General features: G+C 69.7%; 19 protein-coding genes and 1 pseudogene. 15 read left to right on the top strand and 5 right to left on the bottom strand.

Going from position 1 to position 22174, the window contains the following annotated elements; translation table 11 throughout:
- The first annotated feature begins 7 nt into the window (after nucleotides 1-7).
- The 7 genes and pseudogenes from H7F49_RS08090 to H7F49_RS08060 all read left to right on the top strand — a co-directional run bounded on the left by H7F49_RS08090 (nucleotide 8) and on the right by H7F49_RS08060 (nucleotide 6822).
- Nucleotides 8-1609, top strand: a complete 1602-nt coding sequence (locus H7F49_RS08090; RefSeq protein ID WP_185683072.1) for a carboxyl transferase domain-containing protein — start codon at nucleotides 8-10, stop codon at nucleotides 1607-1609.
- 5 nt (nucleotides 1610-1614) lie between these two features.
- Nucleotides 1615-2133, top strand: coding sequence for a flavin reductase family protein (locus H7F49_RS08085; protein ID WP_185683071.1), 519 nt, complete (start codon nucleotides 1615-1617; stop codon nucleotides 2131-2133).
- Nucleotides 2134-2169: 36 nt separating this feature from the next.
- Nucleotides 2170-4017, top strand: a complete 1848-nt coding sequence (locus H7F49_RS08080; protein ID WP_185683070.1) for an acetyl/propionyl/methylcrotonyl-CoA carboxylase subunit alpha — start codon at nucleotides 2170-2172, stop codon at nucleotides 4015-4017.
- A gap of 23 nt (nucleotides 4018-4040) precedes the next feature.
- Nucleotides 4041-4499 (top strand): annotated as a pseudogene (locus tag H7F49_RS08075) (MaoC family dehydratase); the annotation flags it as partial.
- 6 nt (nucleotides 4500-4505) lie between these two features.
- Nucleotides 4506-5102, top strand: coding sequence for an NTP transferase domain-containing protein (locus H7F49_RS08070; RefSeq protein ID WP_185683068.1), 597 nt, complete (start codon nucleotides 4506-4508; stop codon nucleotides 5100-5102).
- On the top strand, nucleotides 5099-5950 hold the full coding sequence (locus H7F49_RS08065) for an XdhC family protein (protein WP_185683067.1): 852 nt from the start codon (nucleotides 5099-5101) through the stop codon (nucleotides 5948-5950). Before H7F49_RS08070 ends, H7F49_RS08065 begins: the two co-directional genes overlap by 4 nt.
- A 23-nt stretch (nucleotides 5951-5973) precedes the next feature.
- On the top strand, nucleotides 5974-6822 hold the full coding sequence (locus tag H7F49_RS08060) for an HpcH/HpaI aldolase/citrate lyase family protein (RefSeq protein WP_185683066.1): 849 nt from the start codon (nucleotides 5974-5976) through the stop codon (nucleotides 6820-6822).
- 156 nt (nucleotides 6823-6978) lie between these two features.
- Here H7F49_RS08060 and H7F49_RS08055 read toward each other — a convergent pair whose 3' ends face one another.
- The 5 genes from H7F49_RS08055 to cysD all read right to left on the bottom strand — a co-directional run bounded on the left by H7F49_RS08055 (nucleotide 6979) and on the right by cysD (nucleotide 13327).
- A complete protein-coding gene (locus H7F49_RS08055; RefSeq protein ID WP_185683065.1) occupies nucleotides 6979-7770 on the bottom strand; it encodes a crotonase/enoyl-CoA hydratase family protein in 792 nt (263 codons plus the stop codon).
- Nucleotides 7771-7851: 81 nt separating this feature from the next.
- Nucleotides 7852-9246: a porin gene (locus tag H7F49_RS08050; protein ID WP_235982012.1), complete on the bottom strand. Its 1395-nt coding sequence runs from the start codon at nucleotides 9244-9246 to the stop codon at nucleotides 7852-7854.
- 128 nt (nucleotides 9247-9374) lie between these two features.
- Complete coding sequence (locus H7F49_RS08045) at nucleotides 9375-10112, bottom strand: 3'(2'),5'-bisphosphate nucleotidase CysQ (protein ID WP_185683063.1); 738 nt, start codon at nucleotides 10110-10112, stop codon at nucleotides 9375-9377.
- A 216-nt stretch (nucleotides 10113-10328) separates the two neighbouring features.
- Nucleotides 10329-12245 (bottom strand): sulfate adenylyltransferase subunit CysN, encoded by a 1917-nt coding sequence (gene cysN, locus H7F49_RS08040; RefSeq protein WP_185683062.1) that lies wholly within the window; start codon nucleotides 12243-12245, stop codon nucleotides 10329-10331.
- 119 nt (nucleotides 12246-12364) lie between these two features.
- A complete protein-coding gene (gene cysD, locus H7F49_RS08035) occupies nucleotides 12365-13327 on the bottom strand; it encodes a sulfate adenylyltransferase subunit CysD (protein ID WP_268958948.1) in 963 nt (320 codons plus the stop codon).
- 46 nt (nucleotides 13328-13373) lie between these two features.
- On the opposite strand from cysD, the gene H7F49_RS08030 reads away from it, so the two are divergent.
- The 8 genes from H7F49_RS08030 to H7F49_RS07995 all read left to right on the top strand — a co-directional run bounded on the left by H7F49_RS08030 (nucleotide 13374) and on the right by H7F49_RS07995 (nucleotide 22145).
- Entirely contained in the window at nucleotides 13374-14486 is a 1113-nt protein-coding gene (locus tag H7F49_RS08030; protein ID WP_185683060.1) for a helix-turn-helix transcriptional regulator, read from the top strand.
- Between the two features lie 117 nt (nucleotides 14487-14603).
- Nucleotides 14604-15365, top strand: coding sequence for a class II aldolase/adducin family protein (locus H7F49_RS08025; protein ID WP_185683059.1), 762 nt, complete (start codon nucleotides 14604-14606; stop codon nucleotides 15363-15365).
- A 74-nt stretch (nucleotides 15366-15439) separates the two neighbouring features.
- Entirely contained in the window at nucleotides 15440-15859 is a 420-nt protein-coding gene (locus tag H7F49_RS08020) for an NAD(P)H-dependent oxidoreductase subunit E (protein WP_185683058.1), read from the top strand.
- Nucleotides 15856-17388, top strand: a complete 1533-nt coding sequence (locus H7F49_RS08015) for an NADH-ubiquinone oxidoreductase-F iron-sulfur binding region domain-containing protein (RefSeq protein WP_185683057.1) — start codon at nucleotides 15856-15858, stop codon at nucleotides 17386-17388. Before H7F49_RS08020 ends, H7F49_RS08015 begins: the two co-directional genes overlap by 4 nt.
- Nucleotides 17385-18197 (top strand): formate dehydrogenase accessory sulfurtransferase FdhD, encoded by an 813-nt coding sequence (fdhD, locus tag H7F49_RS08010; RefSeq protein ID WP_185683056.1) that lies wholly within the window; start codon nucleotides 17385-17387, stop codon nucleotides 18195-18197. The genes H7F49_RS08015 and fdhD overlap by 4 nt, the downstream gene beginning before the upstream one ends.
- Complete coding sequence (fdhF, locus tag H7F49_RS08005; protein WP_185683055.1) at nucleotides 18187-21024, top strand: formate dehydrogenase subunit alpha; 2838 nt, start codon at nucleotides 18187-18189, stop codon at nucleotides 21022-21024. The genes fdhD and fdhF overlap by 11 nt, the downstream gene beginning before the upstream one ends.
- On the top strand, nucleotides 21021-21257 hold the full coding sequence (locus tag H7F49_RS08000) for a formate dehydrogenase subunit delta (RefSeq protein WP_235982011.1): 237 nt from the start codon (nucleotides 21021-21023) through the stop codon (nucleotides 21255-21257). The genes fdhF and H7F49_RS08000 overlap by 4 nt, the downstream gene beginning before the upstream one ends.
- A 114-nt stretch (nucleotides 21258-21371) precedes the next feature.
- Nucleotides 21372-22145, top strand: a complete 774-nt coding sequence (locus H7F49_RS07995; RefSeq protein WP_185683054.1) for an SDR family NAD(P)-dependent oxidoreductase — start codon at nucleotides 21372-21374, stop codon at nucleotides 22143-22145.
- Nucleotides 22146-22174 lie beyond the last annotated feature (29 nt).

Genomic DNA, 22174 nt, shown 5'->3' with positions numbered 1-22174 from the left:
TGCCACGATGACCGGCCCCGTTCTCTCCACCAATCTCGACCTGTCCTCGCCCGAGGCCCAGGCCCGCGCGGCCCACAACCGCGCATTGGCCGAAGAGCTGCGCGCCCGCGTGGCCCAGGCCGCGCTCGGTGGCGATGCGCGCAGCCGCGAGCGGCATGTCTCCCGCGGCAAGCTGCTCCCGCGAGACCGTGTCGAGCGCCTGCTCGATCCGGGATCGCCGTTCCTCGAGATCGGCCAGCTCGCCGCGAACGGGATGTACGGCGACGAGGTGCCGGGGGCCGGGATCATCACCGGGATCGGCCGCGTCTCCGGCCGCCAGTGCATGATCTTCGCCAACGATGCGACGGTGAAGGGCGGGACCTACTTCCCGATGACCGTCAAGAAGCACCTGCGCGCGCAGGAGATTGCCGGGGAGAACCGGCTGCCCTGCGTCTACCTGGTCGACAGCGGCGGGGCGAACCTGCCCAACCAGGCCGAGGTCTTCCCCGACCGCGACCATTTCGGCCGGTTCTTCTACAACCAGGCCAACATGTCGGCGCGCGGGATCGCGCAGATCGCCGCCGTGATGGGATCGTGCACGGCGGGCGGGGCCTATGTTCCGGCCATGTCGGACGAAAGCGTGATCGTGAAGGAGCAGGGGACGATCTTCCTGGCCGGCCCGCCGCTGGTCCAGGCCGCGACCGGCGAGGTGATCTCGGCCGAGGATCTGGGCGGCGGCGATCTCCACGCGCGCAAGTCGGGCGTGGCCGATCATCTGGCCGAGAGCGACGACCACGCCCTGTCGATCCTGCGCGACATCGTGTCGACGCTGGGTGCGCCGCAGGACGCGGGGATCGCCCGGCGCGAACCGCGTCCGCCGCTCTACCCGGCCGAGGACCTCTACGGCATCATCCCCGAGGACGTGCGCGCGCCCTATGATGTCCACGAGGTGATCGCCCGGATCGTCGACGGCAGCGAGTTCCACGCGTTCAAGCCGCTCTACGGCACCACGCTGGTCTGCGGCTTCGCCCATATCCACGGGCTGCCGGTGGCGATCCTCGCCAACAACGGGGTGATCTTCTCCGAAAGCGCGCAGAAGGGCGCACATTTCATCGAGCTCGCCTGCCAGCGCCGCGTGCCGCTGCTGTTCCTGCAGAACGTGTCGGGCTTCATGGTCGGCGGCAAGTACGAGGCCGAAGGGATCGCCAAGCACGGCGCCAAGCTGGTCACCGCCGTCGCCACCGCTTCGGTGCCCAAGCTGACCGTGCTGATCGGCGGATCGTTCGGCGCGGGCAATTACGGGATGTGCGGGCGGGCTTACCAGCCGCGCTTCCTGTTCACCTGGCCCAACGCGCGGATCAGCGTGATGGGGGGCGAGCAGGCCGCCTCGGTCCTCGCCACGGTCCACCGCGACGCCGCCAAGTGGACTCCCGAGGAGGCCGAGGCCTTCAAGGCGCCGATCCGCCAGAAGTACGAGGACGAGGGCAACCCGTGGTACGCCACGGCCCGGCTGTGGGACGATGGCGTGATCGATCCGGTCCAGACCCGCGACGTCCTCGGGCTGGCGCTGGAGGCCTGCCTTGAAGTACCCATCCCGGATGGGCCGACATTCGGCGTATTCAGGATGTGATGACCATGCCCGACGCCCTCCCGATCGACCCCGGCCACTTCCGCAAGGTCCTGTCCGCCTATCCCACCGGGGTCTGCGTGATCGCGGCGCAGGACGGGGCGGGGCGCAAGCATGCGATGGTGGTCGGCTCGTTCACCTCGATCTCGCTCGACCCGCCGCTGGTCGGGTTCTATCCGGCCAGGACGTCGTCGTCGTGGGCGGCGATGGCGCCGATCGGCAGCTTTGCGATCAGCGTGCTGGGGGCCGACCAGTTGGCCCAGTGCCAGCAGTTCGCCGCGCGCGGGATGGACAAGTTCGGCGACCTGGCCCACGGCGCCACCGCCGCGGGCCACCCGCTGATCGACGATGCCCTGGCCTGGTTCGACTGCACCCTCGAGGCCACGCACGAGGTGGGCGATCACTATCTGGTGGTCGGGCGGGTCGTCGCGCTTGACGGCCAGGCCGCCCGTGAACCGCTGCTGTTCTACGGCGGCCAGTACCATGGTCTGGGCCAGGCGGTGACCGCCTCGCCGCAACCCGCTTGATTGGGCCGCCTGAATGGGCCGCATGAGGAACTCCCTATGATCCGCTCGCTCCTGATCGCCAACCGCGGCGAGATCGCCTGCCGGATCATCCGCACCGCGCACCGGCTCGGCATCCGCACCGTGGCGGTCTACTCGGACGCCGATGCCCGCGCGCTGCACGTCCGCCTGGCCGACGAGGCGGTCCACATCGGCCCCGCTCCCGCCCGCGAAAGCTATCTGGTCGGCGAACGCATCCTCGCGGCTGCCCGGCAGACCGGGGCCGAGGCGATCCATCCCGGCTATGGCTTCCTGTCGGAAAACGCCGAATTTGCTCAGGCCGTGATCGACGCCGGGCTGGTCTGGGTCGGGCCGAAGCCCGCCTCGATCACCGCGATGGGGCTGAAGGACGCGGCCAAGAAGCTGATGCAGGCGGCCGGGGTGCCGACCACGCCAGGCTACCTCGGCGAAATCCAGGACGCCGATCATCTGGCCGCCGAGGCCGGAAAGATCGGCTATCCGGTGCTGATCAAGGCCGTGGCGGGCGGCGGGGGCAAGGGCATGCGGCTGGTCGAGCGGGCCGAGGACTTCGCCGATGCGCTCGCCTCGTGCCGGCGCGAGGCCGCGGCCAGCTTCGGCAACGATCATGTCCTGATCGAGAAGTACATCCTGTCGCCCCGCCACATCGAGGTGCAGGTGTTCGGCGACAGCCACGGCAACGTGGTCCACCTGTTCGAGCGCGACTGTTCGCTGCAGCGCCGCCACCAGAAGGTGATCGAGGAGGCCCCCGCCCCGGGCATGGACGCGGCAACCCGCGAGGCGGTCTGCGCCGCCGCGGTGCGCGCGGCCAGGGCGGTCGACTACGAGGGCGCCGGGACGATCGAATTCATCGCCGACGGGTCCGAGGGCCTGCGGGCCGACCGCATCTGGTTCATGGAGATGAACACCCGCCTTCAGGTCGAACATCCGGTGACCGAGGCGATCACCGGGCAGGATCTGGTCGAATGGCAGCTGCGCGTGGCGAGCGGCGAGGCGCTGCCCATGCGTCAGGACGAGCTGGCGATCCAGGGCTGGGCGATGGAGGCGCGGCTTTACGCCGAGGACCCGACCAAGGGTTTCCTGCCCTCGATCGGCCAGCTCGAGGTGCTGCGCTTCGGGATGACCGACGGCGGACGGATCGACACCGGGGTCTACGAAGGCGCCGAGGTTTCGCCGTTCTACGATCCCATGATCGCCAAGGTGATCGCGCTGGGCACCACCCGCGACATGGCCCGCCAGCGGCTTGGCACCATGCTGCGCGAGACGGCGATCTGGCCGGTCAAGACCAATGCCGCCTTCCTGGTGAAAGCGCTGGAGCATCCCGATTTCGTCGCCGGGACGGTGGACACCGGGCTGATCGGCCGCGACGGCGCCGATCTGGCCGCACCGGCGCCGCCGTCCGAACGGGCACTGGCCGGCGCGGCGATGAAGCTGGTCCAGCGCGGCTTGGTTCCCGGCTTCCGGCTCAACGCCGCGCCGCGCCGGACCGCCCCCTTCCGCCTGGATGGCGAAACGGTCGAGCTGCCGCTGACCGGTGAAGGGAGCGAGGCTCCGGTGGCGGCGACGCTGGTGAGCGAGAACGGCCAGACCTGGCAGCTGGCCGCCTGGCGCCGCGATGGCGCGCATGGGGCGAGCGCGGGCGACGGCGCGATCCTCGCCCCGATGCCGGGCAAGGTCATCGCGGTCGAGGTCACCGCAGGCCAGGCGGTGAGCAAGGGCCAGAAGCTGCTGACGCTCGAGGCGATGAAGATGGAACACACGCTGACCGCGCCCTTCGACGGCGTGGTGGCCGAACTGACGGTGACCGCCGGGGCGCAGGTCCAGGTCGAGGCGCTGCTGGTGCGGATCGATGAGGCCAATCCGGATTAGGAACCTCGAGACGAACGGAACCGGGTATGAGTGGCAAGTATTTCGACCAGTGGCAGGTGGGGGACCGGATCGACCATCCGATCCGCCGCACCGTGACCGAGACCGACAACCTGTTGTTCTCGACGATGACGCACAACCCGCAGCCGCTGCACATCGATGCCGAGGCGGCCCGGGCCAGCGAGTTCGGCCAGATCCTGGTCAACGGCACCTTCACCTTCGCGCTGATGGTCGGCCTGACCGTGGGGGAAACCACGCTCGGCACGCTGGTCGCCAACCTTGGTTATGACCAGCTGGTCATGCCCAAGCCGGTGTTCCTGGGTGACACGCTGCGCGCCACAACCGAGGTGGTGGCGCTCAAGGAGTCCCGATCGCGCCCGAATGCGGGGATCGTCACCTTCCGGCACGAGGCGCTCAACCAGCGTGACGAGGTGGTCTGCCGCTGCCTGCGCATGGCCCTGCTGACGCGCCGCAGCGCCGACTGATCGCCGGTGCCGGCGCGCGAGGACCTGCTGGTCGCGGTGCTGATGGCCGGGCTGGGCACGCGGTTCGGCGGGGGCAAGCTCGATGCGCCATGCATGGGGCGGCCGCTCGGCGCCTGGGCCCTTAACACGGCGCAGCAATTCGGGGCCCCGGTGCTTGCGATCGTCGGCCCGCAGGCGCCCGACTGGCTCCCCGCCGATCTGCGCCGCGTGACCAACGCGGCACCGGCGGCGGGGCTGGGCGGTTCGGTGGCCCTGGCCGCGCGCCAGGCCCTGGCCGCTGACGCCCGGATGCTGCTGGTCCTGCTGGCCGACATGCCGCTGGTCAGCCCGGCCACCCTTGACCGGCTGGTCGTGCTGGCGGCACAGCACGGCATGGCCGCAACGCTGCATCCCGATGGCCGGCATGGTGTGCCGGCGGCATTTGCCCCGCCTCACTTCGCGGCACTGGCCGACCTGACGGGCGACAGCGGCGCGCGCGGCCTGCTGCGCGCTTGCCCACCCGCCGCGCTGGTGCGCCCCGACCCCGACGAGCTGCTGGACGTCGACCGTCCCGACGATTTGCCCACGGTCACCGCCGTGCTGGCCGCGAGGCACCAGGCATGACCCCCGCGCGCCTGGTCCGGTCGGCCGATCAGGCCGTCCTCGCCGCCGCGCTGGAGCCGGGGGCAGTGCTCTGCACGCTGGTGGGGATCGAGGGCGGTTTCTCGCGTCGGCTCGGTGCCCAGCTTGTGGTCGGCGCCGATAGCACGCTCACCGGCAGCCTCTCCGACGGGTGCCTCGAGGCCGAGCTCGCCCGCCAGGCCGAGGCGGCCCGGGCCGATCGCACCTGCCGCACGCTGCGCTATGGTGCGGGCTCCCCGGTCATCGATTTTCGCCTGCCCTGCGGTGCGGGAGTCGATGTGCTGGTCGATCCGGTCCCGGACCGGACCGTGCTGCGCCGCCTGTGCGGGACGCTGGAGCAGCGCAGCCCCGGCCGGTTGGACATTCCGGGGGCCGATCTGGCGATCGAATACCTGCCCCGCCTGCGGGTGCTCGCGCTGGGCGCCGCGCCCGAGGTGGCGGCCCTTGCCAGGATAGCCGAAGCCTTCGGTGCCGATCTGGTCCCGCTCGTCCCGTCCGGCGGGCTGTCCGGCGACCTGCTGGCGGGGCTTCCGCCGGTCGATCCCTGGACCGCCGTGGCCCTGCTGTTCCACGAGCACGAATGGGAGCGCCGCTTCGTTCCCTGGGCGCTCGGCACCCCGGCCTTCCTGGTCGGCGCGATCGGGGGAAGCCAGACCCGGCGCCAGCGGCTCGCCATGCTGGACGAGGCCGGGGTGGGTGCAGGTGAGGTGGCCCGCCTGCGGTCCCCGCTGGGGCTGATCCCGCAGACCCGCGATCCGCACACGCTGGCGCTGTCGGTCCTGGCCGAGATCGTCCGCGATTACGAGGCGTTGCTCGACGGCGCCGCTTAACGGTCCCAGGAAGGAGTCTGACGATGATCTTGCGCAGCCTGCTGTTCGTTCCCGGCGATCGGCCCGAACGGATGGCCAAGGCGATGGGGGTGGGCGCCGATGCGCTGATCCTCGATCTGGAAGATGCCGTGGCCCCGCCTGCCAAGCCGGCCGCGCGCCTGGCGGTGGGCGAATTCCTCCGCGCCCATCCCGGGCCGCGGTCCGTGGCCCTGTTCGTGCGGGTCAATCCCTTGGACAGCGTGGAGCTGGCGGCCGACCTTGCCGCGTTGGCGGGCACCACGCCGGACGGCGTGGTCCTGCCCAAGGCCGAAGGAGCGGGCTCGATCCGCGCCCTGGCCCAACGGCTCGGCGCGATCGGAGTGACCGCACCGATCCTGCCGGTCGCCACCGAAACGGCCGCGGCCGTGTTCCAGCTCGGCACATACGGCGAGGTGGCCGATCATCTGGCCGGCGTGACCTGGGGAGCCGAGGACCTTCCCGCTGCCATCGGCGCGACCAGCGCCCGCGAGGCCGATGGCAGCTATACCCCGGTCTACCAGATGGTGCGAACCCTGGCCCTGCTGTCCGGCCACGCCGCGGGCGTGCCCGCGATCGAGACGGTGGTGCCCGACTTCCGCGATCTCGACGCGCTGGCCGCCTATGCCGCCCGGGCCCGGCGCGACGGCTTCACCGGGATGATGGCGATCCACCCGGCCCAGGTGCCGGTGATCAATGCCGCCTTCACCCCTTCGCCGGAGGAACTGGACCATGCCCGCCGCGTGGTCGCGGCCTTTGCCGCCGACCCCGGGGCCGGGGCGCTCCAGCTCGACGGCCGGATGATCGACGCACCGCACCTGAAAGCGGCGCAACGCCTGCTGGCACGGGGCGGATAACGGGCCGACGACTGGCCGGCGCCGGATGGACAGGGTTCAGGTCGGGTTTCGCCCGGGATCGGACCTTTGCTTCCTCCCCCGGTGGGGGAGGATCAGGAACGGCCGTTCTCCACCCAAGTCGGTCGTTCCATTCGGCGCCGAACAGGCCTTCGCGGCCTAGTCGCCCGTAAACACCGGCGCCCGCTTTTCGGTGAAGGCCGTGATCGCCTCCGCGTGATCGCGGGTGGTGTGGGCCACGGCCTGGAACGCCGCCGACATCTGCAGCACCGTGGCCAGGCTCTGTCCCTGGGCCTCGTTCATCAGGCGCTTGGTCATCCGCACGGCGTGAGGCGGATTGGCGGCGATCCGTTCGGCGATCCGGCGGGCGGCGGGCAGCAGCTCGTCATCGTCGACAACCTGCGAGACCAGACCGCAGGCCAGGGCCTGGTCGGCGTCCAGCAGATCGCCGGTGAAGGCCATTTCGCGCGCCTTCGATTCCCCGACCACGCGCGGCAGCAGCCAGGCTCCGCCATCGCCGGGGATCAGCCCGACCTTGACGAAGCTTTCGGCGAAGCGGGCCGAGCGCGCCGCCACGCGGATGTCGCACATGCAGGCCAGATCGTTGCCCGCGCCGATCGCCGGGCCGTTGACCGCCGCGATGATCGGGACCTCCAATTGCTGGAAAGCCAGCGGGATCCGCTGGATGCCATCGACGTACCAGGTGCGCGACTGCACCGGCGGCGCCTGGGTCGGTCCGCCCGGCTCGGCCATCTTGCGCAGGTCCCCGCCGCTGGAAAAGGCCGACCCGGCTCCGGTCAGGATCGCGGCGCGGACCGAGAGATCGGCATTGAGACGGGCGAGGGCGGCGACGATCGCCTCGATCATCGGCGCCTCGCTGATCGGATTGCGCCGTTCCGGCAGGTCGAGCGTCAGGGTGACGATCGGTCCGTCCTGGTCATAGCGTAACATCGGCGTTCCTCCATCGGATCAGGCGGGCATCGTTAGGCCGCCCGGGGCGCACACGCCAGCCCCTCAATCGCTGGACGCCGCTCAGTAGTTCCACTGGATCTGGGCGCGCAGCAGATCGCCCCGGGCCACCCCGCTGCGCCGCTCATCGGCCTCGCTGCGGCGCATCCGGGCATAGGCCATGGTCACCTCGAACTCCTTGAGCGGCAGCCATTCGACCCCCAGCTCGATCTCGTCGGTGCTGATCCGCGGCGCATTGGTCGCGGTCTTCCAGCCGCCGCGATAGCTCTGCCAGCGGGCATAGGGGATGAACGCGCCGATCGGCGAGTGCTTCACCCGGTACATGGCCTGGACATAGCCCCCGCTGAGCGGCTTGCTGGCCAGCGATTGGGTCAGGCGATCCCACTCGGGACCCTTGCCCCAGCTCCATTCGGCCTGGATGCCGAACGGTGCGGGATAGAGGATCGCGTGGAGGTTCACACGGTTGTCGATGTAGGCCCGCGCGCTGACCCCGCCGGTGCGCACTTCCGGCTGGAAGGTGTTGAGCATACCCTCGGCACCGAGCTCGAGCACCTTCCCCACGAACGGCCCGCCCAATCCGTCGAGCCTGAACGGCACCGTGGCCATGGCGACCTTCATCAGCCCGTCGTTCTTCTCGGTGCGGTTCGTGCCCTGGCCGTTGTAGACGCCCAGCGCGAAGGCGCCGTAGTTGCCGAAAAGCTTCTGCCCGTCCTTGGCCAGATCGTCCCAGATCTTCTGGATCGCAGGCGGGGTGTAAAAGCCGACGATGCCGATGTCGCGTTCGCCCGGCACTGCGCTGTTCGGGCCATCGGCGCGGTCGATCGCAATCCGGTTGGACGAGGATTGGAGGTTCTCCCAGCCGAATGGCACCTTCGACTGGCCGACGCGCAGCTTGATCGTGCGGTCCGCGAAGTAGACGTCGGCATAGGCGTCGCGCAGCTGGAAGAAGTTTTCGCGCCGCTCGCCATTGGCCTGCCCGGTGACGGCGGAGGCGAATTCACCCTGCAGGTACAGTCCCATCCGGTCGGAGACGTCGCCCTGCAGCGCCAGGCGGATCCGCCGGAAGTTGAAGTTGCCCTTCTCCCCCACACCGGCATCGTGGACCGAACGCAGGCGCGAGACCCCGGCCGGCGCATCGGTGTCGCCATCGATCACCTCGCTGACGCGCATCTGGGTGTAGCCACGCAGCTGCAGCCGATCGTACCATGGCTTGGGCTTGCCGGGCTTGCTTGCGGTCGGCGCGGGCGGGGTAACCACAGCCAGAACCGGGGCGGCGGCGGGAGCCGGGGCGACGGGCGCCGGCGCGGTCGGGGGCAGCGCTGGCGTCTGGGCGTTTTGCTGGGCGGCCAGCAGGGCCTGGACCTGAGCCCTCAGTTCATCGATCTGGCGCTGCAGCGAGGCAATCGTCGCCGGGTCCTCGGCCGCGAGCGCCGGAGAGGACAGGCTTGTCAGTGCCATCGCACACCCGGCCAGCCAGACCTGTCGCCATTCCCGCATGAAGTTCCGCCCCGTCGCCCGCATTGCCGAGGCGGCGACTAAGACAGAACGATGACACTATAGTGACAACCGTCTGACAAAAACGGCGGTCAGCCGGCGGCTTGTTCCGAGACCAGCTGCAGCACTCGCGGGGCGTGCTCCTTCCGGCAGATCAGCAGGTCGGGCATGTAGGTGTCGGCCTGGTTGTAGACCAGCGGGCTGCCATCGACGCGCGAGCAGTGCAGGCCGTGCGCCAGGGCCACGGCGACCGGGGCGCAGGAATCCCATTCGTACTGGCCGCCGGTGTGGAGGTAGATGTCGGCCTCGCCGCGGACCACGGCCATGGCCTTGGCCCCGGCCGATCCCATCGGCAGCAGTTCCGCGCCGAGCCGCTCGGCCACGGCCACCGCCTCGGCGGCGGGACGGGTGCGGCTGACCACCATGCGCAGCCGCTCGGGCGCGGGCGGCACCGCGGCGGGCTGGTCCGAGCGCAGCACCACGCCGAGCCCGGGCAGCGCCACCGCGCCGATCACCGGAACCCCGTCCACCGCCAGCGCGACGTGGACCGCCCAGTCGGTCCGGGCCTCGCCATATTCGCGGGTGCCGTCGACCGGGTCGACGATCCACACCCGCGACCGGGCCAGGCGATCGGCGTTGTCCTTCTCCTCCTCGGAGAGCAGCCCGTCCTCGGGCCGCTGTTCGCGCAGGGCGTGGACCAGGAACTGGTTGGCCGTGGCGTCGCCCGCCTTGCCCAGGGCCTTGAGGCTGAGCATCCCCGAGGCGCGCACCTCGATCAGCAGGCGCCCGGCGACGGCGGCGAGATGGGCGGCGAGATCGGCGTCGGTCATGCGTGGTCCTTTCCCTGTCCCGGCACCCGGCCCGCGTCATCCTGAACTCGTTTCAGGATCCATCGAGCCTTCGGCACCGAGGTTGGCTTCACGTTCGGAACGGTGCGGTCTCGCCACCCTTCCAAGCTCCCCGCCCGGGGCGGGATGGATCCTGAAACGCGTTCAGGATGACGAAACAGGTTCGGGATGACGCTCCCGGTCGGGTCACCGGGATCGTCACTTCCACGGCATCAGGGCGCGGATGATGTGCTCGGCCGCCTGTTCCGCCGTCATCTCCGCAGTATTGACGCGGATCTCGGGGTTGAGGGGCGGCTCGTAGGGGCTGTCGATGCCGGTGAAGTTCTTCAACTGCCCGTCGCGGGCCTTCTTGTACAGGCCCTTGACGTCGCGCGCCTCGGCCACCTCGAGCGGGGTGTCGACGAAAACCTCGACGAACTCGCCCTCGGGCAGCATCGCCCGCACCATCTCGCGCTCGGCGCGGAACGGCGAGATAAAGGCGGTCAGCACGATCAGCCCGGCGTCGGCCATCAGCTTGGCCAATTCGCCCACGCGGCGGATGTTCTCGATCCGGTCGGCTTCGGTGAAGCCCAGGTCCTTGTTGAGCCCGTGGCGGACGTTGTCGCCATCCAGCAGGAAGGTGTGCCGGTTCATCACGTTGAGGCGCTTTTCCACCTCGTTGGCGATGGTCGACTTGCCCGCGCCCGACAGGCCGGTGAACCACAGCACCTTGGGCGCCTGGTTCTTGAGCTTGGCGTGGTCCGCGCGGGTCACGTCGGTGGGCTGCCAGTGGACGTTCTGGGCGCGGCGCAGCGAGAACTGGATCATGCCCGCGGCGACCGTGGCATTGGTGATCTTGTCGATCAGCACGAAGCCACCGAGCGTGCGGTTGTCCGCATAGGGTTCGAACACGATCGGCTTGTCGGCGATGATCTGGGCGACGCCGATCGCGTTGAGTTCCAGCGTCTTGACCGCGACGTGCTCCATCGTGTTGACGTTCACCGCGTACTTCGGCTGCTGCACCGTGGCCGAGACGGTCTGCGTGCCGAGCTTGAGCCAATAGGCGCGCCCGGGGATCAGCGGATCGTCGTTCAGCCAGACCAACGTGGTTTCGAACTGGTCGGCGGCCTGCGGCGGATTGTCCGCCACGGCGATCACGTCGCCGCGCGAGCAGTCGATCTCGTCGGCGAAGCACAGCGTCACCGACTGGCCGGCGACGCCCTCGTCGAGATCGCCGTCGAGCGTGACCACGCGGGTGACGGTCGAGGTCTTGCCCGAGGGCAGGACGCGGACGGTCTCGCCCGGCTTGACCGTGCCGCTGGCGATCAGGCCCGAGAAGCCGCGGAAATCGAGGTTGGGGCGGTTGACCCACTGCACCGGCAGGCGGAACGGCTTGTCGGCATCGCGCGAGGTGATCACCTCGACGCGCTCGAGATGCTCGATCAGGGTCGGGCCCTGATACCACGGCGTCTGGGCCGAGCGGGTGGTGATGTTGTCACCCTTGAAGCCCGAGATCGGCAGTGCGGTGAAGCTCTCGATCCCGATCGAACGGGCGAACTCGGCATAGTCCTTCACGATCGCGTCGAACACGCCCTGATCGTAGTCGACCAGGTCCATCTTGTTCACCGCCAGCACGATGTTGCGGATGCCGATCAGGTGGCACAGGTACGAGTGGCGCCGGGTCTGGACCAGCACGCCCTTGCGCGCGTCGATCAGGATCACCGCGAGATCGGCGGTGGAGGCGCCGGTCACCATGTTGCGGGTGTACTGCTCGTGCCCGGGGCAGTCGGCGACGATGAACTTGCGCTTCTCGGTGTTGAAGAAGCGGTAGGCCACGTCGATCGTGATGCCCTGCTCGCGCTCGGCGGCGAGCCCGTCGACCAGCAGCGCGAAGTCGATCTCCTGGCCCTGGGTGCCGACCTTCTTGGAGTCGGTTTCGAGTGCGGCGAGCTGATCCTCGAAGATCATCTTCGAATCGTAGAGCAGGCGTCCGATCAGGGTCGACTTGCCATCATCCACGCTGCCGCAGGTGATGAAGCGCAGCATGGTCTTGTGCTGGTGCTGCTCGAGATAGGCCTCGATGTCCTCGGCGATGAGGGCCTCGGTGACGTAGACGGGGTCGGTGGTATCAGTCATGTTCGTCATCCCGGCGAAGGCCGGGATCGCTGCCCGGCTCGGTCGTACCTAGAGGAGGGAGACCCCGGCCTGCGCCGGGGTTGACGCTTCGGAACGGCCTGCGGCCATTCCGTGGCGCGTCAAAAATACCCCTGCTGCTTTTTCACTTCCATGCCGGCACCGCCGGCATCCTTGTCGATCACGCGGCCCTGGCGCTCGCTGGTGGTGGTCAGCAGGGTCTCCTGGATCACCTCGGGCAGGGTCTTGGCCGTGCTCTCGACCGCGCCGGTCAGCGGGAAGCAGCCGAGCGTGCGGAAGCGGACCGAGCGCATCGTGATCTCGGGCCGATAGCCCAGCACCTTCTCGAGCCGGGGGATGTCGTCGGCCATGAACAGCTGGCCTTCCCACTCGTAGGTCGGGCGCTCCTCGGCGAAGTAGAGCGGCACGATCGGCACGTCGTTGAGGTGGATGTACTGCCAGATGTCGAGCTCGGTCCAGTTCGAGATCGGGAAGACGCGGATCGATTCGCCCTTGTTCTTGCGGGCGTTGTAGAGGTTCCACAGCTCGGGCCGCTGGTTCTTCGGATCCCAGCCGTGGCTGGCGGTGCGGAACGAGAAGATCCGCTCCTTGGCGCGGCTCTTCTCCTCGTCACGGCGCGCGCCGCCGAAGGCCGCATCGAAGCCCCACTTGTCGAGCGCCTGCTTCAGCCCTTCCGTCTTCCACATGTCGGTGTGGAGCGGGCCGTGGTCGAACGGGTTGATCCCCTTTTCGGCGGCCTCGGGGTTCTGGTGGATCAGCAGCTCCATCCCGCTCTCGGTCGCCATGCGCTGGCGCATCTCGTACATCGCCTGGAACTTCCAGGTGGTGTCGACGTGGAGCAGCGGGAAGGGCGGCGGCGAGGGGAAGAAGGCCTTGCGCGCCAGGTGCAGCATGACCGCGCTGTCCTTGCCGACCGAATAGAGCATCACCGGACGCTCCGCCTCGGCGACAACCTCGCGCATGATGTGGATCGCCTCGGCCTCGAGGCGCTGGATGTGAGTCAGGGTGGCTCGATCGGTAGGCTTGGACATCGCTCTCTCCGCCGTTGCGGTCGCCGCGTGCATCGCGCCGCCCGCTTGACCCCGATGCTCCCAAATGGGAGAAAAACGTATGACCGTCCTCCCTGCCGACCAGCGCGAGCTGTTCCTGCCCCTGATCGAGGGGATCCACGAGAGCCCGCCCTGGGGGGTGTTCCTGCGCAATCTGGTGGCGCGAACCTATGCGCGGCGGGCCTTCCTGATCATCACCCTGGCCAATGCCAGCCCCGCCCAGGAGCCGACCGTGCTGCATGTCGCCGCCCCGCGCGCCATGCAGGAGCCGCCGCTGGACTTCCGCCAGATCGCCGCGCTCGGTCTCCATCCCTATGGCCAGCTGCGGCCGGAGCGGGTCTATGCGCTCGACGAACTGCTCGATTTCAGCCAGCCCGGACGGGCGGCGGAGCAGCGCGCGGCACTGGATGCGATGGGCATTCGCTATGGCCGGTGGCTGCGCGTCTCGGCGCGGGGAGCGGCCGACGCCTGGCTGGTCCTGGCGCGCGAGCGGGAGGATTTCTCGGCGAGCGCCGGGGCCACGCTCAATGCCATTGCGCCCCAGCTCGCCGTCGCCTTGCGGACACTGGTCGCCCTGATCGAGCAACGGCTGCAGACCGCGATGGCCCAGGCCGCGCTGGGGCGGCTCGGCATTGGCCAGCTTGCCTTCGATGCGACCGGACGGGTGATGGCGGCCGATCCCACCGCCGAGGCCGCGCTGAGCTTCGCGTCCGAGCCCGAGCCGACCCCGGGCCGTCGGCTGCAGCTTGCTCCCGAACCCCGCCGGGCGCTGGAAGCCGCCTGTGCCGCGCTGGCGCGGGCGCCGGACATGGCCACCGAGCCGGTGCTGCTCGATCCGGCCACGGCCTTGTGGCTGCTGCTGCGCCGCGCCCCGCTGCCGCTGGCGGAGCCGGCGGCGCAGCCGGTGGCGCTGGGCACGCTGCGTCGGGCCACGCGCGCGGATTCGCGGGCTGCGGTGCGCCTGATCGCCCGGGTCTATGGCCTGTCCGATCGTGAGGCGGCGCTGGCCCAGGGCCTGGCCCTGGGCGAATCGATCCTTGAGGCCGGCGCCCGCCTTCGCCTCACGCCGGAAACCGCGCGCAACTATTCCAAGCGGGTCTATGCCAAGACCGGCACCCGCGGCCAGGCCGATCTCGTGCGCCTGCTGCTGACCGGGCTGGCCCCGCTGGGTTAGGCGACCGGGGTCGGGGCCAGAGAGGGCCGCCGGATTCGGCCCTGACAGGGCTGGCCGCGTTCGGCTATGCTGCCGCTATCCGCGGCGATCCGACCGCGGACATAGAGGAGAGCGCCCATGGACCCCGCGGCAGACGATCTGGCCACCGAACGGCGCATCCGCCGCGATCTCGCGGCGTTCTATCGCCTGGCGGCCCACTTCGGCTGGGACGATCTGCTCTCCACCCACATCTCGGCCCGCCTGCCCGATGCGCCCGACGGGAGCGAGGTGTTCCTGATCAACCCCTATGGCCTGCTCTTCGAGGAGGTCACCGCTTCGAGCCTGGTCAAGATCAACGGCGCCGGCGAGATTCTCGAGCCCACCCCCTACCGGATCAATCGGGCCGGCTTCGTGATCCACAGCGCGGTCCACCACGCCCGCCCCGACGCCGGCTGCGTGGTCCACCTGCACACCCGCAACGGGGTGGCGGTTTCGGCGACCCGCCAGGGCCTGCTGCCGCTCAACCAGAGCGCGCTGATCGTGGGGGACGATGTGGCCTACCACGATTTCGAGGGGGTGGCCTTCGACATGGACGAACAGCCGCGCTTCGTGCGGGACCTGGGCGTCAAGCACTACATGATCCTGCGCAACCATGGCACGCTGGCGATCGGCGCGACCGTGGCCGAGGCCTTTTCCCGGATCTACTTCCTCGAATGGTCCTGCGACGTGCAGGTCCGCACCCTGGCGATGGGGGCCGAGCTCTATCCGGTGGCGGACGAGGCGATCGCCAAGGTCCCGCAGCAGACCGGCGGGGAATTCGCCCGGCGCTATGCCACCGAACTGCTCTGGCCGGCGATGCTGCGCAAGGTCGAGCGGCTCGATCCTGCGTTCGCCGATTGAACAATAACATTTTCCTATCCGCCCCGACGCGGATTCGATTTGACCCCGCCCGCCCCTTGCCCGAGTCTGGCGGCATGGGCGAGGCAGCAATGGCAGAGATCCTGGCGCGGCATGCGGGGCGCGAGGGCGCGCTGTTGCCGATCCTGCATGATGTGCAGGCCGCCCTGGGGCACGTGCCCGAGGCGGCGATCCGGGCCATTGCCCAGGCGCTGAACCTGAGCCGCGCCGAAGTGCACGGCGTGGTCAGCTTCTACCACGATTTCCGGACCGACCCCGATCCGCGCCCGGTCCTGAAGCTCTGCCGGGCCGAGGCGTGCCAGGCGCGCGGCAGCGAGGCGCTCGCCGCAGGGCTGGGCGATCCGGCCGGTGTCAGGGTGGAGACGGTCTATTGCCTCGGACTTTGCAGCGTGGGGCCGAACGCCATGATCGGCGAGGTGGTCCACGCGCGGCTCGACGCGGGCAGGCTGGCCGCGCTGGTCGAGACGCTGGCATGACCGCCGCGGCACCGATCGTCCGCATCAGCGACGATGCCCTGGCCCTGGCCTGCGGGGCCGATGCCGTGGCGGCGGCCTTCGCCGCGCAGGGCTGCACGGTCCACCGGGTGTCGAGCCGCGGGATGCACTGGCTCGAACCGCTGGCGGAGATCGACGGGCAGGGCTTTGGGCCGCTGGGGCCGGACGATGTCAGCGCCGTGCTGGCAGGGACCAGCCCCAAGGCGGTCGGCCCGGTCGCGGCGCATCCCTTCCTGGCCCGTCAGCAGCGGCTGATCTTCGCCCGCGCCGGGATCACCCGGCCGCTGGACCTGGATGACTATGCCGCGACCGGGGGCTGGGCCGGGCTGGAGCAGGCCCGGGCGCTGGGGCCCGCCGCGACGCTGGCGGCGGTCACCGCCTCGGGTCTGCGCGGGCGGGGCGGGGCAGGCTTCCCCGCCGGGATCAAGTGGCAGACCGTGGCCGATGCGCCGGGCGCAACGAAGTATATCGTCTGCAACGCCGACGAGGGCGACAGCGGCACCTTCGCCGACCGCATGGTGATGGAGGGCGATCCCTTCCTCCTGCTGGAGGGCATGGCGATCGCGGCGCAGGCGGTGGGGGCCGGGCAGGGCTACATTTACGTGCGCAGCGAGTATCCCCATGCGATCCGCAAGCTGCGGGCGGCGGTGGAGCTCGCCGCGCCGCGACTCGCACCGTTTGCGGTCGAGGTGCGGGTCGGCGCCGGGGCCTATGTCTGCGGCGAGGAAACCTCGCTGCTCAACTCGCTGGAAGGCAAGCGCGGCGAGGTCCGCGCCAAGCCGCCGCTGCCCGCGCTGGCGGGCCTGTTCGGGCGGCCGACCGTGGTCAACAACGTGCTCACCCTGGCCTCGGTGCCGTGGATCCTCGCGCACGGGGCCGAGGCCTATCAGGCGATCGGTTTTGGCCGTTCGCGCGGGACCATGCCGATCCAGCTTGCCGGCAACATCCGCCACGGCGGGCTGTTCGAGGTGGGCTTCGGGATCACGCTGGGGGAGCTCGTGCACGACATCGGCGGCGGCACGGCGAGCGGACGCCCGGTCAAGGCGGTGCAGGTCGGCGGGCCACTGGGGGCCTATCATCCGCCGGCGGATTTCCACCTGCCGTTCGACTACGAAAGCTTCGCCGCGGCCGATGGCCTGATCGGCCATGCCGGGCTGGTGGTGTTCGACGACAGCGCCGACATGCGCGCCCAGGCCCGCTTTGCCATGGCCTTCTGCGCGGCGGAAAGCTGCGGCAAGTGCACCCCCTGCCGGATCGGCTCGACCCGCGGGGTCGAGCTGCTCGACCGGCTGGGCGCGGCGGACCGTCAACCCCGCGCGCCCGATGCGGTCGAGGCCCTGCCGCAGATGCGCAATGCGGCCAAGGCGCCGCGAGGGTCCGCCGCCGAGATCGCCCTGCTGGAAGACCTGTGCGAGACGATGAAGTTCGGCTCGCTCTGCGCGCTGGGCGGCTTCACCCCCTATCCGGTGCTGAGCGCGTTGAAGCACTGGCCCGAGGAGTTCGGCGCATGAGCCCGGCCGCCGTGACCATCCCGGTGCGGATCACGGCCTACGCCGCGGCCGCCACGCCCGGCGCGCGCGCGGTCCCGGTCGAGGCGCCGGTGGGGATCGAGATCAACGGCCTGGCCTATGCGGTGATGATGGCGACGCCCTGCGACCTGGAGGACTTCGTCACCGGCTTCGTCCTGTCGGAAGGGCTGGCCGAAGCGGGCGAGCTGGGTCCGGTCCAGCTTCATCCGGTGGCCGAGGGCGCGGGCACGGTCGCGCGGATCACCCTGCCCGCCGAGCGGCTCGGCCCGGTCATGGCGCGCGCCCGGCTGCGCACCGGGGACAGTTCCTGCGGCATCTGCGGGATCGACAGCGTCGAGGCGGCGCTGCGTCCGCTGCCCCGGTTGGCCTCATGCTGCACGATCGCCCCTGCAGCAATTCGTGCAGCATTGCACGCCATGCGCGGCGGGCAGGTGCTGGGCCTTGAAACCGCCGCCACCCACGCCGCCGCCTTCGCCCGCGCCGATGGCACGATCGCGGTGTTGCGCGAGGACGTCGGGCGGCACAACGCGCTCGACAAGGTGATCGGCGCGCTGGCCCGGGCCGGGATCGATCCGGCGGGCGGCTTCCTGCTGGTTACCGCGCGCTGTTCGTACGAGCTGGTGGAGAAGACGGTGCGCGCTGGTTGCCCGCTGCTGGTGGCGATCTCGGCGCCGACCGATCTGGCGGTGCGCCGCGCCGATGCCGCCGGGCTCGCCCTCGCCGTGGTGGCGCGCGACGATACGATGACCTGGGCCGCCGGGCCGATGATGGAGACCGTGGATGGGCTATGAACCGCAGCCCGATTTCGGCACCCCGGCCGTCAAGGATGCCCCGCCGGTCACCCTGACGATCGACGGCCGCCAAGTCACCGTGCCCGAAGGCACCAGCGTGATGCGCGCCGCCGCCGAAGTGGGCGGGGCGATCCCCAGGCTCTGCGCCACGGACAATGTCGCGGCCTATGGCTCGTGCCGGATGTGCCTGGTCGAGATCGAAGGGCAGCGCGGCACCCCCGCCTCGTGCACCACGCCGGTGCGCGACGGGATGGTGGTGCAGACCCAGACGCCGCGCCTCGAAAAGCTGCGCCGCGGGGTGATGGAGCTCTACATCTCCGACCACCCGCTCGACTGCCTGACCTGCTCGGCGAACAACGACTGCGAGCTGCAGGACACGGCGGCGCAGGTCGGCCTGCGCGATGTGCGCTATGGCTATGCCGGGGCGAACCACCTCGATGCGTCGCTCGACACGTCGAACCCCTACTTCGATTTCGATCCGGCCAAGTGCATCGTCTGTTCGCGCTGCGTGCGCGCCTGCGAGGAGGTGCAGGGCACCTTCGCCCTGACCATCGAAGGGCGCGGCTTCGACGCCAAGGTCTCGGCCGGGCTCGCCTCGGACAACTTCCTCGGTTCGGAATGCGTGTCGTGCGGGGCCTGCGTCGCCGCCTGTCCGACCGCGACCCTGAACGAAAAGGCGGTGAAAGAGATCGGCAAGCCCGAGCGCGCGGTGATCACCACCTGTGCCTATTGCGGAGTGGGCTGCACCTTCCGCGCGGAAATGCGGGGGCAGCAATTGGTGCGGATGGTGCCCTGGAAGGACGGCAAGGCCAACCGCGGCCACTCCTGCGTCAAGGGCCGCTTCGCCTGGGGCTATGCCCACCACGCCGACCGCATCACCCGGCCGATGATCCGCGAGGCGATCACCGATCCGTGGCGCGAGGTGAGCTGGGACGAGGCGATCCGCTTCACCGCCGCGCGGCTGACAGCGATCAAGGACCGGCACGGCGCGCGGGCCCTGGGCGGGATCACCTCGAGCCGCTGCACCAACGAGGAGACCTTCCTGGTCCAGAAGCTGGTGCGCGGCGGGTTTGGATCGAACAATGTCGATACCTGCGCGCGGGTCTGCCATTCGCCCACCGGCTATGGTCTGGCCAAGACCTTCGGGACCAGCGCGGGCACGCAGGACTTCGATTCGGTCGAGCATACCGATGTGGTGCTGATCATCGGCGCCAACCCGACCGACGGGCACCCGGTCTTTGCCAGCCGGCTGAAGAAGCGCTTGAGGCAAGGCGCCAGGCTGATCGTGATCGATCCGCGCCGGATCGACATGGTGCGATCGCCGCATGTACAGGCGGATTACCACCTGCCGCTCCAGCCCGGGACCAACGTGGCGATCCTGACCGCGATGGCCCACGTGATCGTGACCGAGGGGCTCGCGGACGAGGCTTTCGTGCGCGAACGCTGCGACTGGGACGAGTATCAGGACTGGGCCCGCTTCGTCAGCGATCCGCGGCATTCTCCCGAGATACTGGAAGCCGTCACCCGCGTTCCCGCCGCCGATCTGCGCGGGGCGGCGCGGCTGTTCGCGCAGGGGCCCAACTCGGCGATCTACTACGGCCTCGGCGTCACCGAGCACAGCCAGGGCTCGTCGACCGTGCTCGCCATCGCCAACCTCGCCATGGCGACCGGGAACATCGGCCGGCCCGGGGTCGGGGTGAACCCCCTGCGCGGGCAGAACAATGTCCAGGGCGCCTGCGACATGGGCTCGTTCCCGCACGAGCTGGCGGGCTATCGCCATATCTCGGACGCCGGCACCCGTTCGTTGTTCGAGGCCGAGTGGGGCACGCCGATCGATCCCGAGCCGGGACTGCGCATCCCGAACATGCTCGACGCGGCGGTCGAAGGGACGTTCAAGGCGCTTTACATCCAGGGTGAAGACATCCTGCAATCGGATCCGAACACCCACCACGTCGCGGCCGGGCTCGCCGCGATGGACTGCGTGATCGTCCACGACCTGTTCCTGAACGAGACCGCCAACTACGCCCACGTCTTCCTGCCGGGCTCCACCTTCCTGGAAAAGACCGGGACCTTCACCAATGCCGAGCGGCGGGTGCAGATGGTGCGGCGGGTGATGGACCCGGCGAATGGTTATGAAGACTGGGAAGTCACCCAGCTTCTGGCGAAGGCCATGGGTCTTGGCTGGTCCTACACCCATGCCAGCCAGATCATGGACGAGATCGCCCGGCTGACCCCCAGCTTCGCCGGGATCAGCCATGCCCGGCTCGAGGCCGAGGGCGGGCTGCAGTGGCCGGTCAACGATGCCGCGCCGCAGGGCAGCCCGGTCATGCATGTCGACGGTTTCGTGCGGGGCAAGGGCAAGTTCGTCGTCACCGAATACATCCCGACCGACGAGCGGACCGGGCCGCGCTATCCGCTGCTGCTGACCACCGGGCGGATCCTCAGCCAGTACAACGTCGGCGCGCAGACCCGGCGCACGGCCAATGCGGTGTGGCACGAGGAGGACCTGCTCGAGATCCATCCGCTCGATGCCGAGAACCGCGGGCTCAAGAGCGGCGACTGGGTGCGCCTCGCCTCGCGCGCGGGGGAGACGACCTTGCGGGCCCTGGTCACCGACCGGGTCGCGCCGGGGGTGGTCTACACGACGTTCCACCACCCCGACACCCAGGCCAATGTGGTCACCACCGAGAACAGCGACTGGGCAACCAACTGCCCCGAGTACAAGGTGACCGCGGTCCAGGTCTCGGCCAGCAACGGCCCGTCGGACTGGCAGCGCGACTATGCCGCGCAGGCGCGCCGGTCCCGCCGGATCGAGGCGGCGGAATGAGCGGCGGGACGACCGCGAACCTGGTCCGCATGGCGAACCAGATAGCCGCCAACCTGGCTGCCCATGGCGCCGACGCGGCCGCGGCCGAGACCGCCGAGCACATCGCCCGCTACTGGGATCCGCGGATGCGCGCCGCCCTGCGCGAGGTCGATCCGGCGCAGCTCAGCGCGATCGCCCGTGCGGCCGTGGCCCGGCTCGACCCGGCCGGCGCTGCGAGTCCCCCTTCCGATTAGCGCCAAATCATGCGTTGTACGTATAAAATGACGTGTTGATTTACGCATACGGTTGACAGAGAGCCGATTCTGATCGCAGGTGCGTGGCAACGCACAGCTTGGAAGAGGTTCGACATGTCCCAGGAATTCGCCGGCAAGGTGGCGCTCATCACCGGTGGCAGCGACGGCATCGGCCTTGCCACCGCGCAGTTGCTTGCCCGCGGCGGGGCCAGCGTGGTGATCTGTGGCCGGCGGCAGGAGATGCTCGACCAGGCCAAGGCGCGGATCGAGGCCGAAGGCGGCCGGGTCGAGGCGATCCGGCTCGACGTGTCCGATCTCGATGCCTATGCCGCGGTCGTGGCCGATGTCGCCGCGCGGCATGGTCGGCTCGACATGCTGGTGAACAATGCCATGTCGGTCCACTATGCCCCGATCGGGCGGCTCAAGCTGGAGCACTGGCGCAAGGATTTCGCCGTCAATGCCGAGGCCGTGTTCGTCGGCACCAAGGCGGCGATGACGGTCATGGCCGAACAGGGCGGCGGGTCGATCGTCAACATCGCCTCGACCACCGGGATCCGGGCGATGGCCAATTATGCCAGCTATTCCGCGTCGAAGGCGGCGTTGATCCAGTTCTCCGCGGTCGCCGCGATGGAGGGTTCGCGCAAGGGCATCCGCGTCAACGTGGTCGTGCCCGGCCAGGTCGACACCGCTGCCACGCTCGACTTCGCCGCCAAGGCGCCCGAGATCGCGGCGCAAACCGCCGATGCCATCCCGATGGGCCGAGGTGGCCAGCCGGAGGAACTGGCCGAGGCGATCGTGTTCCTGCTGTCGGACCGCGCCAGCTACATCACCGGGATCGCCCTGCCAGTCGATGGCGGAAAGAGCGTGCAGCTTTACATTCCGGGCTGATCGCGGCCCTTCCGCTTGTCGCCCTAACC

It is taken from the genome of Novosphingobium aerophilum, assembly GCF_014230305.1.
GTDB classification, from domain to species: Bacteria; Pseudomonadota; Alphaproteobacteria; order Sphingomonadales; family Sphingomonadaceae; genus Novosphingobium; species Novosphingobium aerophilum.
The sequence above is the reverse complement of the archived record's forward strand: the minus strand, read 5'-3'. Positions and strand labels throughout refer to the sequence as shown.

Coding starts and splice junctions, on each gene's coding strand:
- H7F49_RS08090 (WP_185683072.1), top strand. CDS start 8: ATGACCGGCCCCGTTCTCTCCACCAATCTCGACCTGTCCTCGCCCGAG.
- H7F49_RS08085 (WP_185683071.1), top strand. CDS start 1,615: ATGCCCGACGCCCTCCCGATCGACCCCGGCCACTTCCGCAAGGTCCTG.
- H7F49_RS08080 (WP_185683070.1), top strand. CDS start 2,170: ATGATCCGCTCGCTCCTGATCGCCAACCGCGGCGAGATCGCCTGCCGG.
- H7F49_RS08065 (WP_185683067.1), top strand. CDS start 5,099: ATGACCCCCGCGCGCCTGGTCCGGTCGGCCGATCAGGCCGTCCTCGCC.
- H7F49_RS08060 (WP_185683066.1), top strand. CDS start 5,974: ATGATCTTGCGCAGCCTGCTGTTCGTTCCCGGCGATCGGCCCGAACGG.
- H7F49_RS08055 (WP_185683065.1), bottom strand. CDS start 7,770: ATGTTACGCTATGACCAGGACGGACCGATCGTCACCCTGACGCTCGAC.
- H7F49_RS08050 (WP_235982012.1), bottom strand. CDS start 9,246: ATGGCACTGACAAGCCTGTCCTCTCCGGCGCTCGCGGCCGAGGACCCG.
- H7F49_RS08045 (WP_185683063.1), bottom strand. CDS start 10,112: ATGACCGACGCCGATCTCGCCGCCCATCTCGCCGCCGTCGCCGGGCGC.
- cysN (WP_185683062.1), bottom strand. CDS start 12,245: ATGACTGATACCACCGACCCCGTCTACGTCACCGAGGCCCTCATCGCC.
- cysD (WP_268958948.1), bottom strand. CDS start 13,327: ATGCACGCGGCGACCGCAACGGCGGAGAGAGCGATGTCCAAGCCTACC.
- H7F49_RS08030 (WP_185683060.1), top strand. CDS start 13,374: ATGACCGTCCTCCCTGCCGACCAGCGCGAGCTGTTCCTGCCCCTGATC.
- H7F49_RS08025 (WP_185683059.1), top strand. CDS start 14,604: ATGGACCCCGCGGCAGACGATCTGGCCACCGAACGGCGCATCCGCCGC.
- H7F49_RS08020 (WP_185683058.1), top strand. CDS start 15,440: ATGGGCGAGGCAGCAATGGCAGAGATCCTGGCGCGGCATGCGGGGCGC.
- H7F49_RS08015 (WP_185683057.1), top strand. CDS start 15,856: ATGACCGCCGCGGCACCGATCGTCCGCATCAGCGACGATGCCCTGGCC.
- fdhD (WP_185683056.1), top strand. CDS start 17,385: ATGAGCCCGGCCGCCGTGACCATCCCGGTGCGGATCACGGCCTACGCC.
- fdhF (WP_185683055.1), top strand. CDS start 18,187: ATGGGCTATGAACCGCAGCCCGATTTCGGCACCCCGGCCGTCAAGGAT.
- H7F49_RS08000 (WP_235982011.1), top strand. CDS start 21,021: ATGAGCGGCGGGACGACCGCGAACCTGGTCCGCATGGCGAACCAGATA.
- H7F49_RS07995 (WP_185683054.1), top strand. CDS start 21,372: ATGTCCCAGGAATTCGCCGGCAAGGTGGCGCTCATCACCGGTGGCAGC.